The organism is Kribbella rubisoli (genome assembly GCF_004217145.1).
Taxonomy (GTDB): Bacteria; Actinomycetota; Actinomycetes; order Propionibacteriales; family Kribbellaceae; genus Kribbella; species Kribbella rubisoli.
Map to the genome: position 1 here is coordinate 423,911 of NZ_SHKR01000014.1, position 15,282 is coordinate 439,192.

General features: G+C 68.7%; 18 protein-coding genes. 10 read left to right on the forward strand and 8 right to left on the reverse strand.

What is annotated here, in order from left to right; all coding sequences use genetic code 11:
• Nucleotides 1-152: 152 nt before the first annotated feature.
• The 6 genes from EV645_RS27570 (at nucleotide 153) to EV645_RS27595 (ending at nucleotide 2,876) form a co-directional block, all read left to right on the forward strand.
• Nucleotides 153-668: a GNAT family N-acetyltransferase gene (locus tag EV645_RS27570; protein WP_130446916.1), complete on the forward strand. Its 516-nt coding sequence runs from the start codon at nucleotides 153-155 to the stop codon at nucleotides 666-668.
• Between the two features lie 131 nt (nucleotides 669-799).
• A complete protein-coding gene (locus EV645_RS27575) occupies nucleotides 800-1,090 on the forward strand; it encodes a hypothetical protein (RefSeq protein WP_338419157.1) in 291 nt (96 codons plus the stop codon).
• Between the two features lie 9 nt (nucleotides 1,091-1,099).
• Nucleotides 1,100-1,654: a histidine phosphatase family protein gene (locus EV645_RS27580; protein ID WP_130446917.1), complete on the forward strand. Its 555-nt coding sequence runs from the start codon at nucleotides 1,100-1,102 to the stop codon at nucleotides 1,652-1,654.
• Complete coding sequence (locus EV645_RS27585; protein ID WP_130446918.1) at nucleotides 1,641-2,024, forward strand: fluoride efflux transporter FluC; 384 nt, start codon at nucleotides 1,641-1,643, stop codon at nucleotides 2,022-2,024. The genes EV645_RS27580 and EV645_RS27585 overlap by 14 nt, the downstream gene beginning before the upstream one ends.
• Nucleotides 2,021-2,386 carry a fluoride efflux transporter CrcB gene (gene crcB / locus EV645_RS27590; RefSeq protein ID WP_130446919.1) on the forward strand — a complete coding sequence of 122 codons (366 nt, stop codon included), beginning with the start codon at nucleotides 2,021-2,023 and terminating at the stop codon, nucleotides 2,384-2,386. The genes EV645_RS27585 and crcB overlap by 4 nt, the downstream gene beginning before the upstream one ends.
• A gap of 199 nt (nucleotides 2,387-2,585) precedes the next feature.
• Nucleotides 2,586-2,876 (forward strand): WhiB family transcriptional regulator, encoded by a 291-nt coding sequence (locus tag EV645_RS27595; RefSeq protein WP_130446920.1) that lies wholly within the window; start codon nucleotides 2,586-2,588, stop codon nucleotides 2,874-2,876.
• A gap of 20 nt (nucleotides 2,877-2,896) precedes the next feature.
• Here EV645_RS27595 and EV645_RS27600 read toward each other — a convergent pair whose 3' ends face one another.
• Genes EV645_RS27600 through EV645_RS43430 form a run of 6 tightly spaced genes read right to left on the reverse strand, consistent with a single transcriptional unit; the run spans nucleotide 2,897 to nucleotide 7,110 of the window.
• Nucleotides 2,897-3,277 carry a PLD nuclease N-terminal domain-containing protein gene (locus EV645_RS27600; RefSeq protein WP_130446921.1) on the reverse strand — a complete coding sequence of 127 codons (381 nt, stop codon included), beginning with the start codon at nucleotides 3,275-3,277 and terminating at the stop codon, nucleotides 2,897-2,899.
• Nucleotides 3,278-3,304: 27 nt separating this feature from the next.
• On the reverse strand, nucleotides 3,305-4,177 hold the full coding sequence (locus tag EV645_RS27605; RefSeq protein WP_130446922.1) for an ABC transporter permease: 873 nt from the start codon (nucleotides 4,175-4,177) through the stop codon (nucleotides 3,305-3,307).
• On the reverse strand, nucleotides 4,167-4,934 hold the full coding sequence (locus tag EV645_RS27610; RefSeq protein ID WP_130446923.1) for an ABC transporter ATP-binding protein: 768 nt from the start codon (nucleotides 4,932-4,934) through the stop codon (nucleotides 4,167-4,169). Before EV645_RS27610 ends, EV645_RS27605 begins: the two co-directional genes overlap by 11 nt.
• A gap of 25 nt (nucleotides 4,935-4,959) precedes the next feature.
• Entirely contained in the window at nucleotides 4,960-6,030 is a 1,071-nt protein-coding gene (locus EV645_RS27615) for an ABC transporter substrate-binding protein (RefSeq protein WP_130446924.1), read from the reverse strand.
• Between the two features lie 32 nt (nucleotides 6,031-6,062).
• Nucleotides 6,063-6,971: a sulfite exporter TauE/SafE family protein gene (locus tag EV645_RS27620; protein WP_130446925.1), complete on the reverse strand. Its 909-nt coding sequence runs from the start codon at nucleotides 6,969-6,971 to the stop codon at nucleotides 6,063-6,065.
• A gap of 52 nt (nucleotides 6,972-7,023) precedes the next feature.
• Nucleotides 7,024-7,110: a putative leader peptide gene (locus EV645_RS43430; protein ID WP_363867744.1), complete on the reverse strand. Its 87-nt coding sequence runs from the start codon at nucleotides 7,108-7,110 to the stop codon at nucleotides 7,024-7,026.
• Nucleotides 7,111-7,246: 136 nt separating this feature from the next.
• On the opposite strand from EV645_RS43430, the gene EV645_RS27625 reads away from it, so the two are divergent.
• Complete coding sequence (locus EV645_RS27625; RefSeq protein WP_130446926.1) at nucleotides 7,247-9,850, forward strand: family 78 glycoside hydrolase catalytic domain; 2,604 nt, start codon at nucleotides 7,247-7,249, stop codon at nucleotides 9,848-9,850.
• Here EV645_RS27625 and trmB read toward each other — a convergent pair.
• Together trmB and EV645_RS27635 are read right to left on the reverse strand one after the other, a co-directional pair.
• Nucleotides 9,834-10,541, reverse strand: coding sequence for a tRNA (guanosine(46)-N7)-methyltransferase TrmB (gene trmB, locus EV645_RS27630; protein WP_130446927.1), 708 nt, complete (start codon nucleotides 10,539-10,541; stop codon nucleotides 9,834-9,836). The genes EV645_RS27625 and trmB overlap by 17 nt on opposite strands.
• Before the next feature lie 13 nt (nucleotides 10,542-10,554).
• The gene (locus EV645_RS27635; protein WP_130446928.1) at nucleotides 10,555-13,539 is read right to left on the reverse strand and encodes a bifunctional [glutamine synthetase] adenylyltransferase/[glutamine synthetase]-adenylyl-L-tyrosine phosphorylase; all 2,985 of its coding nucleotides are present in this window, start codon (nucleotides 13,537-13,539) and stop codon (nucleotides 10,555-10,557) included.
• A 175-nt stretch (nucleotides 13,540-13,714) separates the two neighbouring features.
• On the opposite strand from EV645_RS27635, the gene EV645_RS27640 reads away from it, so the two are divergent.
• Genes EV645_RS27640 through EV645_RS27650 form a run of 3 tightly spaced genes read left to right on the forward strand, consistent with a single transcriptional unit; the run spans nucleotide 13,715 to nucleotide 15,277 of the window.
• Nucleotides 13,715-14,221, forward strand: a complete 507-nt coding sequence (locus EV645_RS27640; RefSeq protein WP_130446929.1) for a hypothetical protein — start codon at nucleotides 13,715-13,717, stop codon at nucleotides 14,219-14,221.
• Nucleotides 14,222-14,266: 45 nt separating this feature from the next.
• Nucleotides 14,267-14,839, forward strand: coding sequence for a peptidylprolyl isomerase (locus EV645_RS27645; RefSeq protein ID WP_130446930.1), 573 nt, complete (start codon nucleotides 14,267-14,269; stop codon nucleotides 14,837-14,839).
• 21 nt (nucleotides 14,840-14,860) lie between these two features.
• Nucleotides 14,861-15,277, forward strand: coding sequence for a hypothetical protein (locus EV645_RS27650; protein WP_130446931.1), 417 nt, complete (start codon nucleotides 14,861-14,863; stop codon nucleotides 15,275-15,277).
• The last annotated feature ends 5 nt before the right edge of the window (nucleotides 15,278-15,282 follow it).

A 15,282-nucleotide genomic window follows, 5' to 3' on the forward strand; every position in this document is an offset into this window, starting at 1 on the left:
GACGAGAAAAGCCAAGGACGGATGTCCTTGGCTTCGGGCCGGCTGCGGTGTCTGCGGTTGGGCGTCAGCGATCGGCTGAGCTGCCCGGCACCAGAGCCGGCCACTCAAAAAATCGCCAATAGCTGCGCTTCACGTCGACGACAATAGCACCCGTGAACATCCGTACCGCCCATCGAGACGAACTCCCCACCCTCCAGGACCTGGAGACAGCCGCCGGCGTGCTCTTCCGCGACATCGGCATGACGGACGTCGCGGACCACCCGCCGCCCGCACTGGAAGCCTTCGAGGAGTACCGCCGGGACGGTCGGCTCTGGGTCTCGGCCGACGAGGCGGACCGGGTGACCGGGTTCGTCCTCGTCGAGCTCGTCGACGGCGCGGCGCACATCGAGCAGGTCAGCGTGCATCCCGAACATCAGGGTCGCGGGATCGGGCGGGAGCTGATCGCGTACGTCGACCAATGGGCGGCCGGACAAGGGATTCCGGCGTTGACGCTCAGCACGTTCCGCAGTGTTCCGTGGAACGGGCCGTACTACGCGCGGCTCGGATTCTCGGAGATGGCCGGCGACGAGTTGACGCCGGGACTGGTGCGGATCCGGACCGCGGAAACGGCGTTCGGGCTGGACCCGGCGGAGCGGGTGTTCATGCGGCGGGCGGTTGCCGGTCAGTAACCGGATGCGGTGTGGGCTCGTTGATGGCTGCAAGACCGGCTAGACGACGGGGAGTGCTGCAGGTGGTGAGGCCGCGGACCTTTGAGTTGGTTCGGTATCGGGATCCGAGTGGGGTTTCGGGGACCGGAGTGGTGGCTGAGGGATGTGAGTTCAGCGACGGCTCGGTGGCCTTGCGATGGCGGGGTGACAACCCGGCCACAGCCGTCTGGCCCAACCTCGACTCGGTGCTCGCGGTGCACGGGCACCAAGGGGCGACCGAGGTTCGCTGGGTCGAAGGTCAGAGCCCGTCGGCGCCCCGCGCCGGCCTCGACAACCTGTTCGACGAGCTGCACCAGGTGAAGCCCCCGACATCGCTGACCGATCCGCTTCCGCCGCCGCCCGGCCACACCCGTGGATGGGCAGGGGCCAGGCATCTGAGGTAGAACGTGGCCGTGACACAGATCTACCTCGTCCGGCACGGTGAGCCGGACTACGAGCCGATCGATTCCCGGGGTCTGCCGGGGATGGCGGCCGACTCTGCCCCACTCAGTGCCGTCGGGATGAAGCAGGCCGAGGAGCTCGCCGACCTGCTCGGCGGCATCCGCGCGACGTACCTGGTCACCTCGCCGCTCACCCGTGCCCTGCACAGCGCCGCGATCATCGGCCACCGGCTCGCGCTCGGCGTACGGGTCGACTACGACCTGCGCGACTGGCTGCCGGACCAGACCGGCCTCTGGCGCAGCATCACCGACGTCCACGCCGCGCAGGCGGAGTTCGAGGAGTACGACGGGGAGTGGCCGGAAGGCGTCCAGCGACCCTGGGAGCCGCTGTCCCAGGTTCGCGAGCGTGCCCGCGCCGCCCTCGCCCGGCACACCGCCAGCACCGACGGACCGGTCCTCGCGATCACCCACGCAACGGTGATCCGGGCGCTGACCGGCGAGAAGGACACGGCCCACGGCGCCCACGAGTACTACCGCTACGATCCGGCTTCCGATGCCGGAGTCTGAGCTCCCGCGCATCCTCGGCGTCGTCGCTCTCGGTGGCGTGATCGGCTCTCTGGCCCGCTACGGACTGGCCGAAGCGGTGCCGCACGGAGCGACCGGTTTCCCCTGGGCCACCTTCGTCACCAACGTGCTGGGGTGCTTCGCGATCGGCGTTCTGCTCGCGCGTCTGACCCCGCGACATCATCCGTTGCTGAGACCCTTCCTCGGCACCGGCATCCTCGGTGGCTTCACGACGTTCTCGACGTTCGCGGTCGACACGGAGAGGCTGCTGCACGTGCAGATGGTTGTTGCATTCGTCTACTTCTTCGGCACGATCACTGCGGCGTTGGCAGCGGCAACGATCGGCGAGCACGTCGGCGGTCGGCGGCGATGAACATCCTGCTGGTCGCTCTCGGCGCCGCGGTCGGCGCACCGCTCAGGTTCCTGGTGGACAAGCACATGGTGGCCCGGTTGTTGCTCGGCGCCCGGATCGAGACCCCGTTGCCGTGGGGAACCTTCGCGGTCAACATCCTGGGCAGTTTCCTGCTCGGGTTGCTGACCGGCGTCGGCAATCACACGATCGCTTTGCTCGTCGGCGTCGGGTTCTGCGGCGCGTTCACGACGTACAGCACGTTCGCGGCCGAGACGACGGCGCTGGCCGCTTCCGGACATCGCCGTAAGGCGTTGCTCAACGTGGTGCTGAACCTGGGTACCGGACTGGTCGCGGCCGTTCTCGGAGCATGGCTGAGTAAGTGACTCATGTCACACGAGGTGATGACGTGAACACCCGTGCCGCCTGCTGTGCGCCTGAATAGGCCCCGATCACGGGCCGCAACGGCACGTGGTGATAACGAATGGCCCGAACTTCGAGACAACAAGGGTTGAACTACGTAAGAGATGAGCATAGTTTTCACCGAGCGCCCGTCCGCGCTCACGGTGAGTCAAGGAGGTTGCCATGTCGAGAGGGATGCCTCGCCTGCCCCGCCCGCTCATGGATCTGTGGGACTGGCAGTCACAAGCCGCATGCCGGGACGTCAACCCGGAGCTCTTCTTCTCACCCGAATCGGAGCGTGGCGTTCGCAAACGCGCCCGCGAGATGGTGGCCAAGTCGCTGTGCGGGACCTGCCCGGTCCAGCCCGAGTGCCGGCAGCACGCGCTCTCCGTCGGAGAGCCGTACGGCGTCTGGGGCGGCACCACGGAGTCCGAGCGCGACAACGACCTCCCCGAGCAGCGGAAATCAGCGTAGGAGCTGCCTGCTACAAACCGTCAGGCAGTTCCCTCGTCGTTCTCGGACGGGGAATCGTCGTCCTTGGCCTTGCTCTTCGGGTCTTCGGGCTCCGGCGGCTTGATCGTCGTGCGCGGGTCCCGGTAGCGGTCCAGTGACTTGAGGAAGTCCGGATCGTCATCGGGCGCCAACGGGCGGCTGACCGGCTGCGATGGCCGTACGACGGCCTCGCGGCCGCCACCGCCCTGCGTGCGCGACATGAGCAGCCAGACGATCGGCCCCACGAACGGGACGAACACGATCAGGACGATCCACACCAGCTTGGGCAGGTGCGGCACGTCCTCGTCGGGTGTCTGGATGCAGGAGAACAGCGCATACACGCTGAGCACCAAGCTGATCAGGAACGGCAGGAATCGAACCACGTTCCCAACAGTACGGCGCGGGACCGATCAGCGGGCGGAGGCGGTGAGTCCTCGTGCCCGCAGGACCGTGTTCTCGAGCGGACGGAACACCAGCAGTTCGATGCCGACGCCGACCACGAAGATCAGCACGATGCCGGCGAACACCATCGAGATGTCCGAGAGCGACATGCCGTTGTGCAGATACTGCCCGAGGCCCTCACCGAGCTCCGGGGAGGTCGCGATCAGTTCCGCGGCCATCAGCGAGCGCCACGAGAACGCCCAGCCCTGCTTGAGTCCGCCGAGGAACCCGGGCAGCGCGGCCGGCAACAGGATGTACCGGATGCCTCCGAACCGGCCCGCGCCGAGGGCCTTGCCGACCCGCGGCAGGATCGGCGGCACCTGGTCGAGACCGGAGACGAGCCCGTTGGCGATCGACGGCACCGCGCCGAGCAGCACGACCCAGTAGATGGCGCGGTCGTTGAGCCCGAACCACAGGATCGCGGCCGGCACCCACGCGACCGAGGGCAGGCTCTGCAGGCCCGAGACAAGCGGCCCGATACCCCGGCGTACGACGGTGATGTTGGCGATCGCCAGCCCGAGCGGTACGGCGATCACTAGCGAGATCGCAAAGCCGATGACCGCGCGATGGACCGATACCCAGAACAGTTCGGCGATGTCGCCGCTGGTCACAAGCTGCCAGATCTGGCTCCAGACCGCCGCCGGCGCGGGCAGTTTGAACTCGGGCCAGAACGCCGCGGCCCACAACGCCTGCCAGATCGCGACCAGGACGACGATCGCTCCGATCGGCGGCAGCACACGCGCAGCTATCCGCCGTACCCGAGAACCCTCGGTGATGTTGACCGGAGTGTCGAGCGCGTCGAGGCCGGCCTCGACGGATCCTTCCTGAACGTCAAGCGGCATGACTGCTGATCACCTTGCGGAGTGCGGTGTTGATCTCGTCGACTGCTCCAGGCGCGTCCTCGACGTCCCACTCCTGTACGACGCGGCCCGGTCGCGACGAGAGCAGTACGACGCGTTGACCGAGTCGCACTGCCTCGCGGACGTCGTGGGTGACGAACAGGATCGCCGTACCAGTCGCTCGCCAGATCCTCAGGAGCTCGCCCTGCAGGACGTCGCGGGTGATCGCGTCGAGCGCAGAGAACGGCTCGTCCATCAACAGCAGTGCCGGCTTGCCATCGGTGCTGTCCGCCGTGGACGCAAGCGCCCGCGCCAAGGCGACGCGCTGCCGCATACCGCCGGACAGCTCGTGCGGGCGCTTGTCCCCCAGGCCCGCCAACCGCACCAGCTCGAGCAGCTCGGCCGCCTTCGCCCGGCGCTGCGACTTCGGCACGCCGGCCATCCGCAGCGGCAGCTCGACGTTCCCGGCGGCCGTCAGCCACGGCATCAGCGCAGGCTCCTGGAAGACGACCGCCGGACGGGACGAGTTCAGCTCGATCCGCCCGGCCGTCGGCTGGTCCAGGCCCGCGACGAGATTGAGCAGCGTGGTCTTGCCGCAGCCAGACGCGCCCAACAGGCAGACGAACTCACCCGGCTCGACCTCGAGATCGACGCCGTCCAACGCGACCACCGACTTCCGGCCGGTCCCGAACGTCTTGCCTACTTGATGAAAGCGCACCGGGCTCAGCACGTCCGGCAAGGTTTCGATGGTCGCGGTCATGGCCTGCCTCCTACTACTCGTCCGGCTACTTCGAGTCCAGACCGGCGGCGTCCACCGTCGGCTTTCCTGCCTTGCTGAGTACGTCGTTGAGCGGGCCGAGGTCCGCGAAGCCGGCCACCGTCGGTGCTTGCTTCGCGATCCCGGCCGTGACCTGGTCCTTGGCCAACTGCGGGAACGTGCTCGCGATCGGGTCCGCGGTGATCTGGATGTTCTTGAACGCCCGGTCGATCACGGCCGGCTTCAACGCCTTACCGGTCGCTGCCTTCAGCTGATCGTTGACGACGGCCTTCGCGTCGGCCGGGTTCGTGCTGCTGTAGTCGATCGCCGCGAGGAGCCCGGTCAGCAGCGCCTTCACGGTCTCGGGGTGCTCCTGCAGGAACTGGGTCCGGACGATCAGCACGGTCGTCGGGAACTTCCCGTCCGGCCACAACGACGCCTCGTCGAGCAGCACCTTCGCACCCGCGTCGAGGACCAGCCGCGACGACCAGGGCTCCGGCAGCCAGGCAGCGTCCACGTCGCCCTTCTTGAACGCGTCGAGCGTCTGCGCGTTCTCCAGGTTGGTGACCTTGACCTTGCCGGTCAGGCCCTTCTGGGCGAGCCACTTCTTCAGCGACACGTCCTGCGTGTTGCCGAGCTGCGGAGTGACCACGGTCTTGCCGATCAGGTCCTCGGGCTTGGTGATCGTCGGCTTCACCACGAGCTGAGCGCCGCCGGAGGTCGCGCCGGCGATCAGGCGGACCGCCTCGCCGTTGGACTTCGCGTACGCGTTGATGGCGGGACCGGAGCCGATGAAGCCCGCGTCGAGTGAGCCGCCGAGCAGCGCGCCGACCTCCTCGGGGCCGGCGTTGAACTTGGTCGGCACCAGCTTCGTGCTGCCGAGGTCCTTGGTGAACAGGCCCTTGCCGAGCCCGACGAGCGCGGCGGCATGGGTGACGTTCGGGAAGTAGCCGAGCCGCAGCTCGGTGGCCGGACCCTTGTCGCTCGACGCGGCGGCCGTGTCGTCGCTGCCGCCGGCGCGCGAGCAGCCGGCAGCGGCGAGGGTCAGGGCCAGGGTGGCGGCGAGCAGGCGGAACGGACGGATGGCGGAGATGCTCACGAGAAGACCTTTGTCTTGAAGGAAGGGAGAGCTCAGGAAACGGGCTCGAGCTCGCGCTCGTCCGCGACAGCTTCGGCTTTGGTGACCGGCGCGCGGCGCGCGATCCGGACTCCGTAGAGGACGAGGCCTGCCCAGGCGGCGACGAGGGCGGCGTAGACGGTGTACCGCGGGCCGGTGGTGACGTCGAGGCCGTTCAGCAGGGTGCGGGCGTTGGTCAGGATCAGCACCAGGCCGACCGCGACCCCGAGCCAGCGGGTCGCCAGCCGGGACACCAGCCAGGCGGCGATCGGGGCCGCGATGACGCCGCCGATCAGCAGTGCGGCGACGATGCCGTACGGCAGGTTGTCGCGACCGAGGCCGAACAGGAATCCGATGCTCGCGGCGACCGAGACCAGGAACTCGGCCGCGTTCACCGACCCGACCGCGCGCCGCGGGGCCAGCTTGCCGCTGGACAGCAGCGCGGAGTTCGCGACCGGTCCCCAGCCGCCACCGCCGGTGGCGTCGATGAAGCCGGCCACCAGACCGAGCGGACCGAGGAACTTCCCGGCCGGACGGCCCTCGATCACGGCGCGGACCTTCCCGGTGCCGAACCGGACCAGGATGTACACGCCGAGCAGGAGCAGCAGACCGGCCACCCACAACGATGCCGACTCGGTCGACAGGCTGGACAGGAACGTCGCGCCGACGAACGCACCGACCGCGCCCGGCGCACCGATCAGCGCGACCACGCGCCAGTCGACGTTGCCGAAACGCCAGTGCGACAGGCCCGAGGCGAGCGTGGTGCCGACCTCGGACAGGTGCACCGAGGCCGAGGCGACGGCCGGGGAGATCCCGGTCATCAGCAGGGCCGTACTGGCGGTGACGCCGTATGCCATACCGAGCGTGCCGTCGACGAGTTGGGCGATCGAGCCCAGCAAGGCGATCAGGATGAGACGACGCACAGAACTACTCCTACGGGTCGGGGAGGAGACAGGCGGAGTGGTACGCCGAAGGTCAACAACCCGAGGAGTTCACGCGGAGCAGATCAACGTGCCGGCGGCGCGTCAGCGCATCGCCGGGAGCGTTCGAGGTGATCTGCACTCATCCATGAAAGCGCACAAAGTCGAGCAAGATGCTCAGGTTTCAGCATCTGGGACGGTGAATCACTAATCGAGACAAACGATCAAATTCGATCATCGGCCGGTTCTGGTCACATGGTTGAAGCGTCGGTGGTCCGATGCCTACGGTCCTGTGCGTGCTGACTCCCCGCTCTCTGAAGACCGAGTACGCCGTCCGACCGCTCGGTGTCGACGTGAACCGGCCGCGGTTCAGCTGGGTCGCCACCGCTCCCGGGTACGGCGCGACGCAGACGGCCTACCAGATCCTCGTCGCGTCCGCGCCGGAGCTGTTGACTCCGGACAGCGCAGATGTCTGGGACTCGGGCAAGGTCGACTCGGCGCGGACCTTCGGCATCGAGTACGACGGACCGACGGCGGCGCGGACGCGGTACTACTGGACGGTCCGGCTGTGGGACGAAGGCGCCGGCGAGTGGGCTGCACCGGAGTGGTTCGAGACCGGTCTGCGTGATGAGGGCTTCGGGTCGGCGCAGTGGATCGGCGGGGCGACCGACAGCGCTCCGCTGCTGCGGCGTGGGTTCGCCGTCGACGGGACCGTGCGCCGGGCGCGGTTGTATGCGAGCGGTCTCGGGTACGCCGACCTGCGGCTCAACGGGCAGGCGGTGACTGACGCCGTACTCGATCCCGGCTTCACGGCCTACGACCATACCGTACTGTATGGTACGCACGATGTGACCGAGCTGCTCGTGCCCGGCGACAACGTGGTCGGGGCTGAGCTGGGGCGTGGGTTCTTCGGCCTGACCTCGGTCAATGTCTGGCGTTGGCATCAGGCGCCGTGGACCGCTGACCCTCGACTGTGCGCCCGGCTGGTTGTCGAGTACGACGACGGGCGCATCGACGAGATCGTCACTGACGAGTCGTGGCGCATCACCGGCGGACCGACGCTGTCCGACTCGCTCTATCTGGGCGAGACGTACGACGCCCGCCGCGCGCTGCCCGGATGGGATGCGCCTGGCTTCGACGACTCGGCCTGGTCGGCGGCCGCTGTCGTCGAGGCACCGAAGGGGAAGGTGACTGCGCAGGCGCACGAGCCGATCCGGGTGGTCGAGACCGTGGATCCGGTCGACGTCTCAGAGGTCCGGCCGGGTGTGTGGATCGTGGACTTCGGGCGGACCGTTGCGGGCTGGACGAAGCTCTCCGTGACGGCGCCGGCCGGTACGACGATCAGCCTCACACACGGCGAGACGGTTGCTGATGGCAACGTGGTGGCCGAGAACGAGCACGTCGACGGCGACCGGATCCAGCGCGACGAGTATGTTGCGGCTGGCAACGGTGCTGCCGAGGTCTGGGAGCCGCGGTTCTCCTACAAGGGTTTCCGCTACGTGCAGCTCGAAGGCGCGCGGGCCGACGTACAGATGCGGGTGGTGAACTCGGACGTCAGCAGTGTGACCCGGTTCGCTTCGTCGCAGGCGCCGTACGAACAGTTCGAACACGCGATGCGGCGTACGGTCCTGAGCAACCTGCACGGGATCCCGACGGACACGCCGTTCTTCGAGAAGAACGGGTGGACCGGCGACGCACAGGTGGGTTCGCCGACGATGCTGGCGACGCTCGACCTCGCGCGGTTCTTCACCAAGTGGCTCGGCGACATCCGGGACAGCCAGGCGGACACCGGGCAGTTGCCGGTGATCGTGCCGACGAGCGGCTGGGGGTTCACCGACCTCTCCCCGGCGACCGAGTGGCCGACGGTGTACCCGTTCCTGCTCCGCGAGATGTACCGCTGGTACGGCGATGAGCGGCTGCTGCGCGAGCACTGGGAATCGTTGACTCGTTATCTGTCCTGGGAGCTCGCCCGGGTCGAGGACGGGTTGTCGGTGAGCGTGCTCGGCGACTGGCTTCCGCCGGGTTACGGGAACGGTCCGGCACCGGAAGACCGGCGGCTGACGGGTGCGGCGTACCTGTATCGGGCGGTCGTGGTCGCGGCGGAGATCGGTGAGTTGATTGGGCAGCCCAACGACTATCGGAAGGCGGCCGGCGAGCTCGCGGACGGGTTGAACGCGGCATTCCTGGATCGCTCAACGGGACGGTACCGGTCGGCTGAGGATCCGGATTACCGGCAGACGTCGAATGCCCTGCCGCTCGCGTTCGGGATCGTGCCGGACGACCTGGTTGCGCAGGTGGCGGCCGGGTTGGCCGCTGATGTCGAGGCGCGCGGGTTCCATCTCAACACGGGATGCCTGGGCGTCGGCGTACTGCTGCCCGTGCTGACTGCGCACGGGTACGGCGACATGGCAACGAAGGTCGCGCTGCAGCGGAGTTACCCGAGCTGGGGCTACTGGTTCGACCTCGGCGCGGACACGATGTGGGAGAAGTGGGAGGACGACTCGCGGTCGCGCAACCACTACTTCCAGGGCACGGTCGTGCAGTGGATCTTCGAGAACGTCGCCGGGCTGCGCGTGGTCGACGCGGGCTGCGAGCGGATCGTGGTCCGACCGGATGCACGCGACGAGGTGGACTCGGCGAGCATCCGGACCGAGACGATCCGCGGGCGGGTGTCGGTCTCCTGGCAGAGGACCGGTCGGGTGCTGTCGCTGGAGGTGCAGGTGCCGGTCGGTACGACGGCAGAGGTCCATGTGCCGTCAGCGGCTGCCGCGGACGTTGCCGCCGTACCGCAGTCGTTTGCGGGCGAGGCGACGTACGACGACGGGTACACGATCTTCATGGTGCCGGCCGGGCAGTGGCACTTCACTAGTCGGTCGGCGTGACCTTGATGTAGATGAGGTCGCGGACGTCGCGGCCCTCGGCCTGCGCGCGGGACTCGAACTTGGTCACCGGGCGCCACTCGGGACGTGGGGCCCAGCCGTCGTGCTGGTTGCGCAGGGCGGGCTCGGCTTCGCAGACCGCGAGCATGCGGTCGGCGTAGTCCGCCCAGTCTGTTGCCAGGTGCAACGTTCCGCCGGATCGGAGGCGGGAGGCAACCAATGCGACGAACGGCGCGCTGACCAAGCGGCGCTTGTGGTGCCGTTTCTTCGGCCACGGGTCGGGGAAGTAGATACGTACGCCGGCCAGCGTGGCCAGCGCGACGTGATCGCGGAGGAAGTCGAGCGCGTCGCCCTCGAGCAGCCGGACGTTGTCCAGGTCGTACTTCTCCACCCACAGCATCAGCTGTCCCAGGCCGGCCGGGTACACCTCGGCGGCCAGGTGGTTGACCTCGGGCGCGGCGACGGCGAGCTGCGCGGTGGCCTCGCCCATGCCGGAACCGATCTCCAGCACGGTAGGCGCTTCCCGGCCGAACCACTTGGCGAGATCCAGCTCACCCGGCGGCAGCTCCTCCTCCGTACGGCCGAGCTCCGACCAGTGCGTCTGCCAGACCCGCGTCTGCCCAGCCGTCATCCGAACGCTGCGCCGGACTGTGCTGAAGACTCCCGGTTGCCTGACGTGATCCACTGTTTCCACCGCCAGGAGTCTATTAGTCGTCCCAGAACAGGTGGGCGACGGTATTGTGGGCGCGGCGGGTGGTGCGGAGGTAGTCGTCGGAGAAGCGGCTGGATTCGCCCGGTGGATAGCCGCAGATCTGGGCGACCGCGGCGAGGTCGCGGGGATCACGCGGCAGCGAGTCGCTCGGGCGGCCGCGGACGAGCATGATCGCGTTGCGGATGCGGGTCGCCATTTCCCATGCCGCGCGGAGCGTGTCGGCCTCGGTGGGGTCGACGAGGTTGGCATCCACGCCGGCGTACAGCGCTCCGAGCGTGCGCGTCGTACGGAGAGTGGGAACGCGGTGCGCCTCGCGGAGCTGGAGGAGCTGGACGGTCCATTCGATGTCGGCGAGACCGCCTCGCCCGAGCTTGGTGTGGGTGGCCGGGTCGGCGCCTCGCGGGAGGCGTTCGGCGTCGACGCGGGCCTTGATGCGGCGGATCTCCATCACATCGCGCTCGCTGATCCCGTTCTCCGGGTAGCGAAGCGGATCGATCAGTTCGCGGAACGACTGGCACAGGTCGGCGTCGCCGCACAACGGGTCGGCCCGCAGCAGGGCTTGCGCCTCCCAGACCGCCGACCACCTGGCGTAGTACGAGGCGTACGACGCGAGCGTCCGAACGAGCGGTCCTTGCCGACCCTCAGGCCGCAGGTCCGCGTCGACCGCGACCGCAGGATCGGTACCTGGCAACGCCAGCAGGCGGCGCAGTTCGGTCGCGGCCTGCGTCGCGAAGTCCGTCGCCGCCTTCTCGTCCGCGCCGGGCTTCGGGTCGTGGACGAACATCACGTCGGCGTCGCTGCCGTAGCCGAGCTCGTGCCCGCCGAAGCGGCCCATCGCGACGATCGACATCCGCGTCGGCTCGGGCTCGCCCTTCGCGACGGCTCGCCGCGCGACCTCGAGCGCCGTGGTCAGCGTTCCGACTGAGATGACAGTAAGCGCCTGACCCACGGTCTCGACATCGACGACGCCCGACAGATCGGCTGCGGCGATGCGGAACAGCTCCCGTCGGCGTACTGCTCGGATCGCCTGCACTGCTGCCTCCGGTGTGTCCTGCCGACGGGCGGCGGCGGACATTTCAGCCAGCAGAGCGTCTTGAGTTCGCGGTGTGAGTTCGCGTTCGTCGGCGAGCATCGCGGTCGCTTCAGGCGCGCGTTGCAGCAGGTCGACGGCGTACCGGCCGCTGGCCAGCAGGTGCGCGAGGCGTTCGGCCGAGGCCCCCTCGTCGCGGAGCTGGCGCAGGTACCACGGTGTCGAGCCGAGCGCGTCGGAGATCGTGCGGAACGCGAGCAGGCCGGCGTCCGGATCCGGTGATTCGGCGAACCAGCCGAGCATCGCGGGCAGCAACGCCTTCTGGATCGACGAACGCCGCGACACTCCCTCGGACAGCGCCTCGATGTGCCGCAGCGCCGACGCGGGATCGGCGTACCCGAGCGCGGTCAGGCGCTGCCTGGCTGCCTCCGGCGTCAGGCGCACCTCGTCGCCAGGGATGCGCGCGACCGCGGCGAGCAGCGGCCGGTAAAACAGCTTCTCGTGCAGCCGCCGTACCTCGAGCGCATGCTTCTTCCAGGCTGCGGTCAGGTCCTTGACCGGGTTCTTCGTGAAGCCGAGCGAGCGGCCGAGGCGGCGCAGGTCCGCCTCGTCGTCGGGGACCTGATGGGTACGGCGCAGGCGGTACAGCTGGATGCGGTGCTCCATCGAGCGCAAGAAGCGGTACGCATCGGCCATTACGGCGCCGTCGGTGCGGCCGACGTACCCACTGGTGGTGAGGGACTCGAGCGCGACGAGCGTCGTACCGCTGCGGACCGACTCGTCGCTGCGCCCGTGCACGAGTTGCAGCAGTTGTACTGCGAACTCGACGTCCCGCAGCCCGCCGGGGCCGAGCTTCAGTTGGCGATCGACGTCCGCGGCCGGGATGTGGTCGACGACTCGGCGGCGCATCGCCTGTACGTCGTCGACAAAGCCCTCGCGGTCAGCTGCGGACCAGGCGAGGTCGCCGATCCTCTCGGAGTACTCCCGCCCGAGCGCCGCATCGCCCGCAACGGGACGGGCCTTGAGGAGCGCCTGGAACTCCCAGGTCTTCGCCCAGCGCTGGTAGTACGCGAGGTGGCTGTCGAGGGTGCGGACGAGCGGACCGGACTTGCCCTCCGGGCGGAGCGCGGCGTCGACCGGCCAGAGCGTGCCCTCTCCGGTGTGCGCCGAACAGATCCGCATCGTGGCGGCGGCGAGCTGGGTCGCGGTCTTCAGCGCGGGCAGTTCGGGCTCGCCGTCGTGCGGCTCGGCGACGAACAGCACGTCGACATCGCTGACGTAGTTGAGCTCCCGGCCGCCGCACTTGCCCATGGCAATGATCGCGAGCCGGCAGTCGGCGGCGCCGGGGTGCGCGGCGAAGTACTCGTTGCGGGCGATGTGCAGCGCGGTCTCGAGCGCTCCGCCGGCCAGATCCGCGAGTACGGCGGCGACCTCGTCGACGAGCAGGCCCTCGGCGAGATCACGCGCGGCCAGCCGGAGCAGCAGGCGACGGTACTCGACCCGCAGCGCGTCGATCGGGTTCTCGGCATCGACCGCAGTGGCGAGCTTGGCGGCGACGTCCTCGACCGACGAGCGGGAACCTGCCAGCGCCGGGTCGGCAAGGTCGTACCAATGGCGCGGATGTACGGCGAGATGCCGGCCGAGCGCTTCGCTCGCACCGAGCACGTACACGAGCCGGCGGCGGAAGCCCTCGTCCATCTCGAGCGTGCGCGCGAACGCGGCCACGTCGTACTCGTGCCGGTGCAGCGCCTCCGCCATCCCGCAGAGCCCGTGCAGCGCGAGATCCGGATCGGCCGACTCCCCCAGCGTGGTGATCAGCTGCTCGGTGGCCATCGGACTGTGCGAGTCGAGCGCGTCCAACTCCTCGAGCATCCCCGCCGCCCGCTGCGGGTCCTCGAACCCGAGCCGGACAAGCCGTCCCTCCCACGACCCTCTCCGACCCTCAGCCACCCCCACAACCTATCCAACCTCAGGTCGCGACGGCTCGTTGGGCACCCACCGACCATCGTGGGAGGAGCACAATGGTTGGCGTGTTCACAAAGTCTCAGCTGGATCGCGGGAAGATCGCGGGGAATACACGGTGTCGTGTAGCGGATTCGCTCAGTAGTCGGCATGATGGCTTCTCATGGTCATGATGACGGGGTCGCTCGCCGTGCGCGGAACGGTGCTCTGGCTGACACCCCAGCAGGGCGGGCGAGTGTCGGGTCCGCCGGAGCCGGATTACGACTACGACTACACCGCGACGGCGTACCTCCCGCCGCGAACGCCGGAGGACGGCCAGGCCGGGATCGCGCTGCGCCGGTTCGCGCCGAGCGCCTGGCGTACGCCGGCCGAGGGGATTCTCGTTCCTGCCAAGGGGAATCGCGCCCAGCAGGTGATCCCCGGCTGCATCGTGATCATCACCGAAGGCGTCCGCCCGGTCGGGCTGCTCACGGTGGAAGAGGTATACGCGCTCGCTCCGGACGGTACGCCGATCGTTCCTGTGGTCGAGCCGGTTGCCGAGGTTTTTGCCGACGCACCGACGGCTGACGTGGCGCCGACCGAACCGCCGTACCGGCACTCGACGGCGGCGTCCCGCTGGGCCTCGAAGCACGCCTCCGACGACGCGCCGCCACAGACCGCCGGAGTCTGAACACACTCTGTTGCATTAGTTGCACTCAGTGTTACCTTCGGAACTATGCGTCACTGGAAACGGGTCGTCGCCGTCCTGCTGGTCGCCGCCATCGCGCTCGTCGTCGAAGGCTGGGCAGCCCGCGCCCAGGCCGCATTCTTCAAGAGCTGCCAGTACGAGCGAGTGCCCGGCCAGAGCGGGCGCCCGCCGTACTCGCTCGCGCCGACGCTCGGCCTGGTCAAGGCGACCATCCGGACGAACCGCGGCGACCTGGTCCTGACACTGGACCGCAGCGCGGCACCGTGCGCGGTCCACAGCTTCACGTATCTCGCCCTGAAACGCTTCTACAACCAGACCCCGTGCCCGCGCCACACCCGGGCGATCCTCGAGTGCGGCGCGGGCCGGCCCGGCTACCACTTCACCCCCGAACTAACCGGCCACGAAACCTACCCGCGCGGCACCGTTGCCCTCAGCAACACCCCCGGCCTCGGCAACACCGCCACCTTCTTCATCCTCCCGACCGCCGCCACCCTCCCGCCGACGTCCACCGTCATCGGCAAGCTGGTCGCCGGCGCCCCGGTCCTCGACCGCCTCTCAACCACCCAACCGGCAACCATCCAAGAAGTCCTGCTCGGCTGACCTGCTCGTACAGTTCTCCCCGTGACCCGTTCGGAACTGTGGGGCCGGGAGTGGGACTTCCTCGCCGTCGACCAATGCGGCCAGGTCGCAGTCCTCTCAACCGCCGGCTACGGACCGATTCCCCCGGCGGTGCTAGCGGCCCGGGAGACCGTCGAGCGCGCAATCGACGACCTCATGCGCCTGCCCGTGATCACCAGCGCCGTACCCACCGATCCCGATCGCAGCGGCAACTACTCGGACTGGTACGCCGTCAGCGCGCGCGGCTTCTACGCCTTCGACTGGCACGTCTGGCACGGCCCGTACGAACCCATCGCGACACCCGCGGATCCTCTCCACGTCGAGCATTTGCCCGACGTGCTTCGGTCCGCCTGCGGTCTGCTCCGCATCCCACAATCCTTCGCGGAGATTACGAGCCTGCAGCTAGCCGAACCTGAGTGAAATTG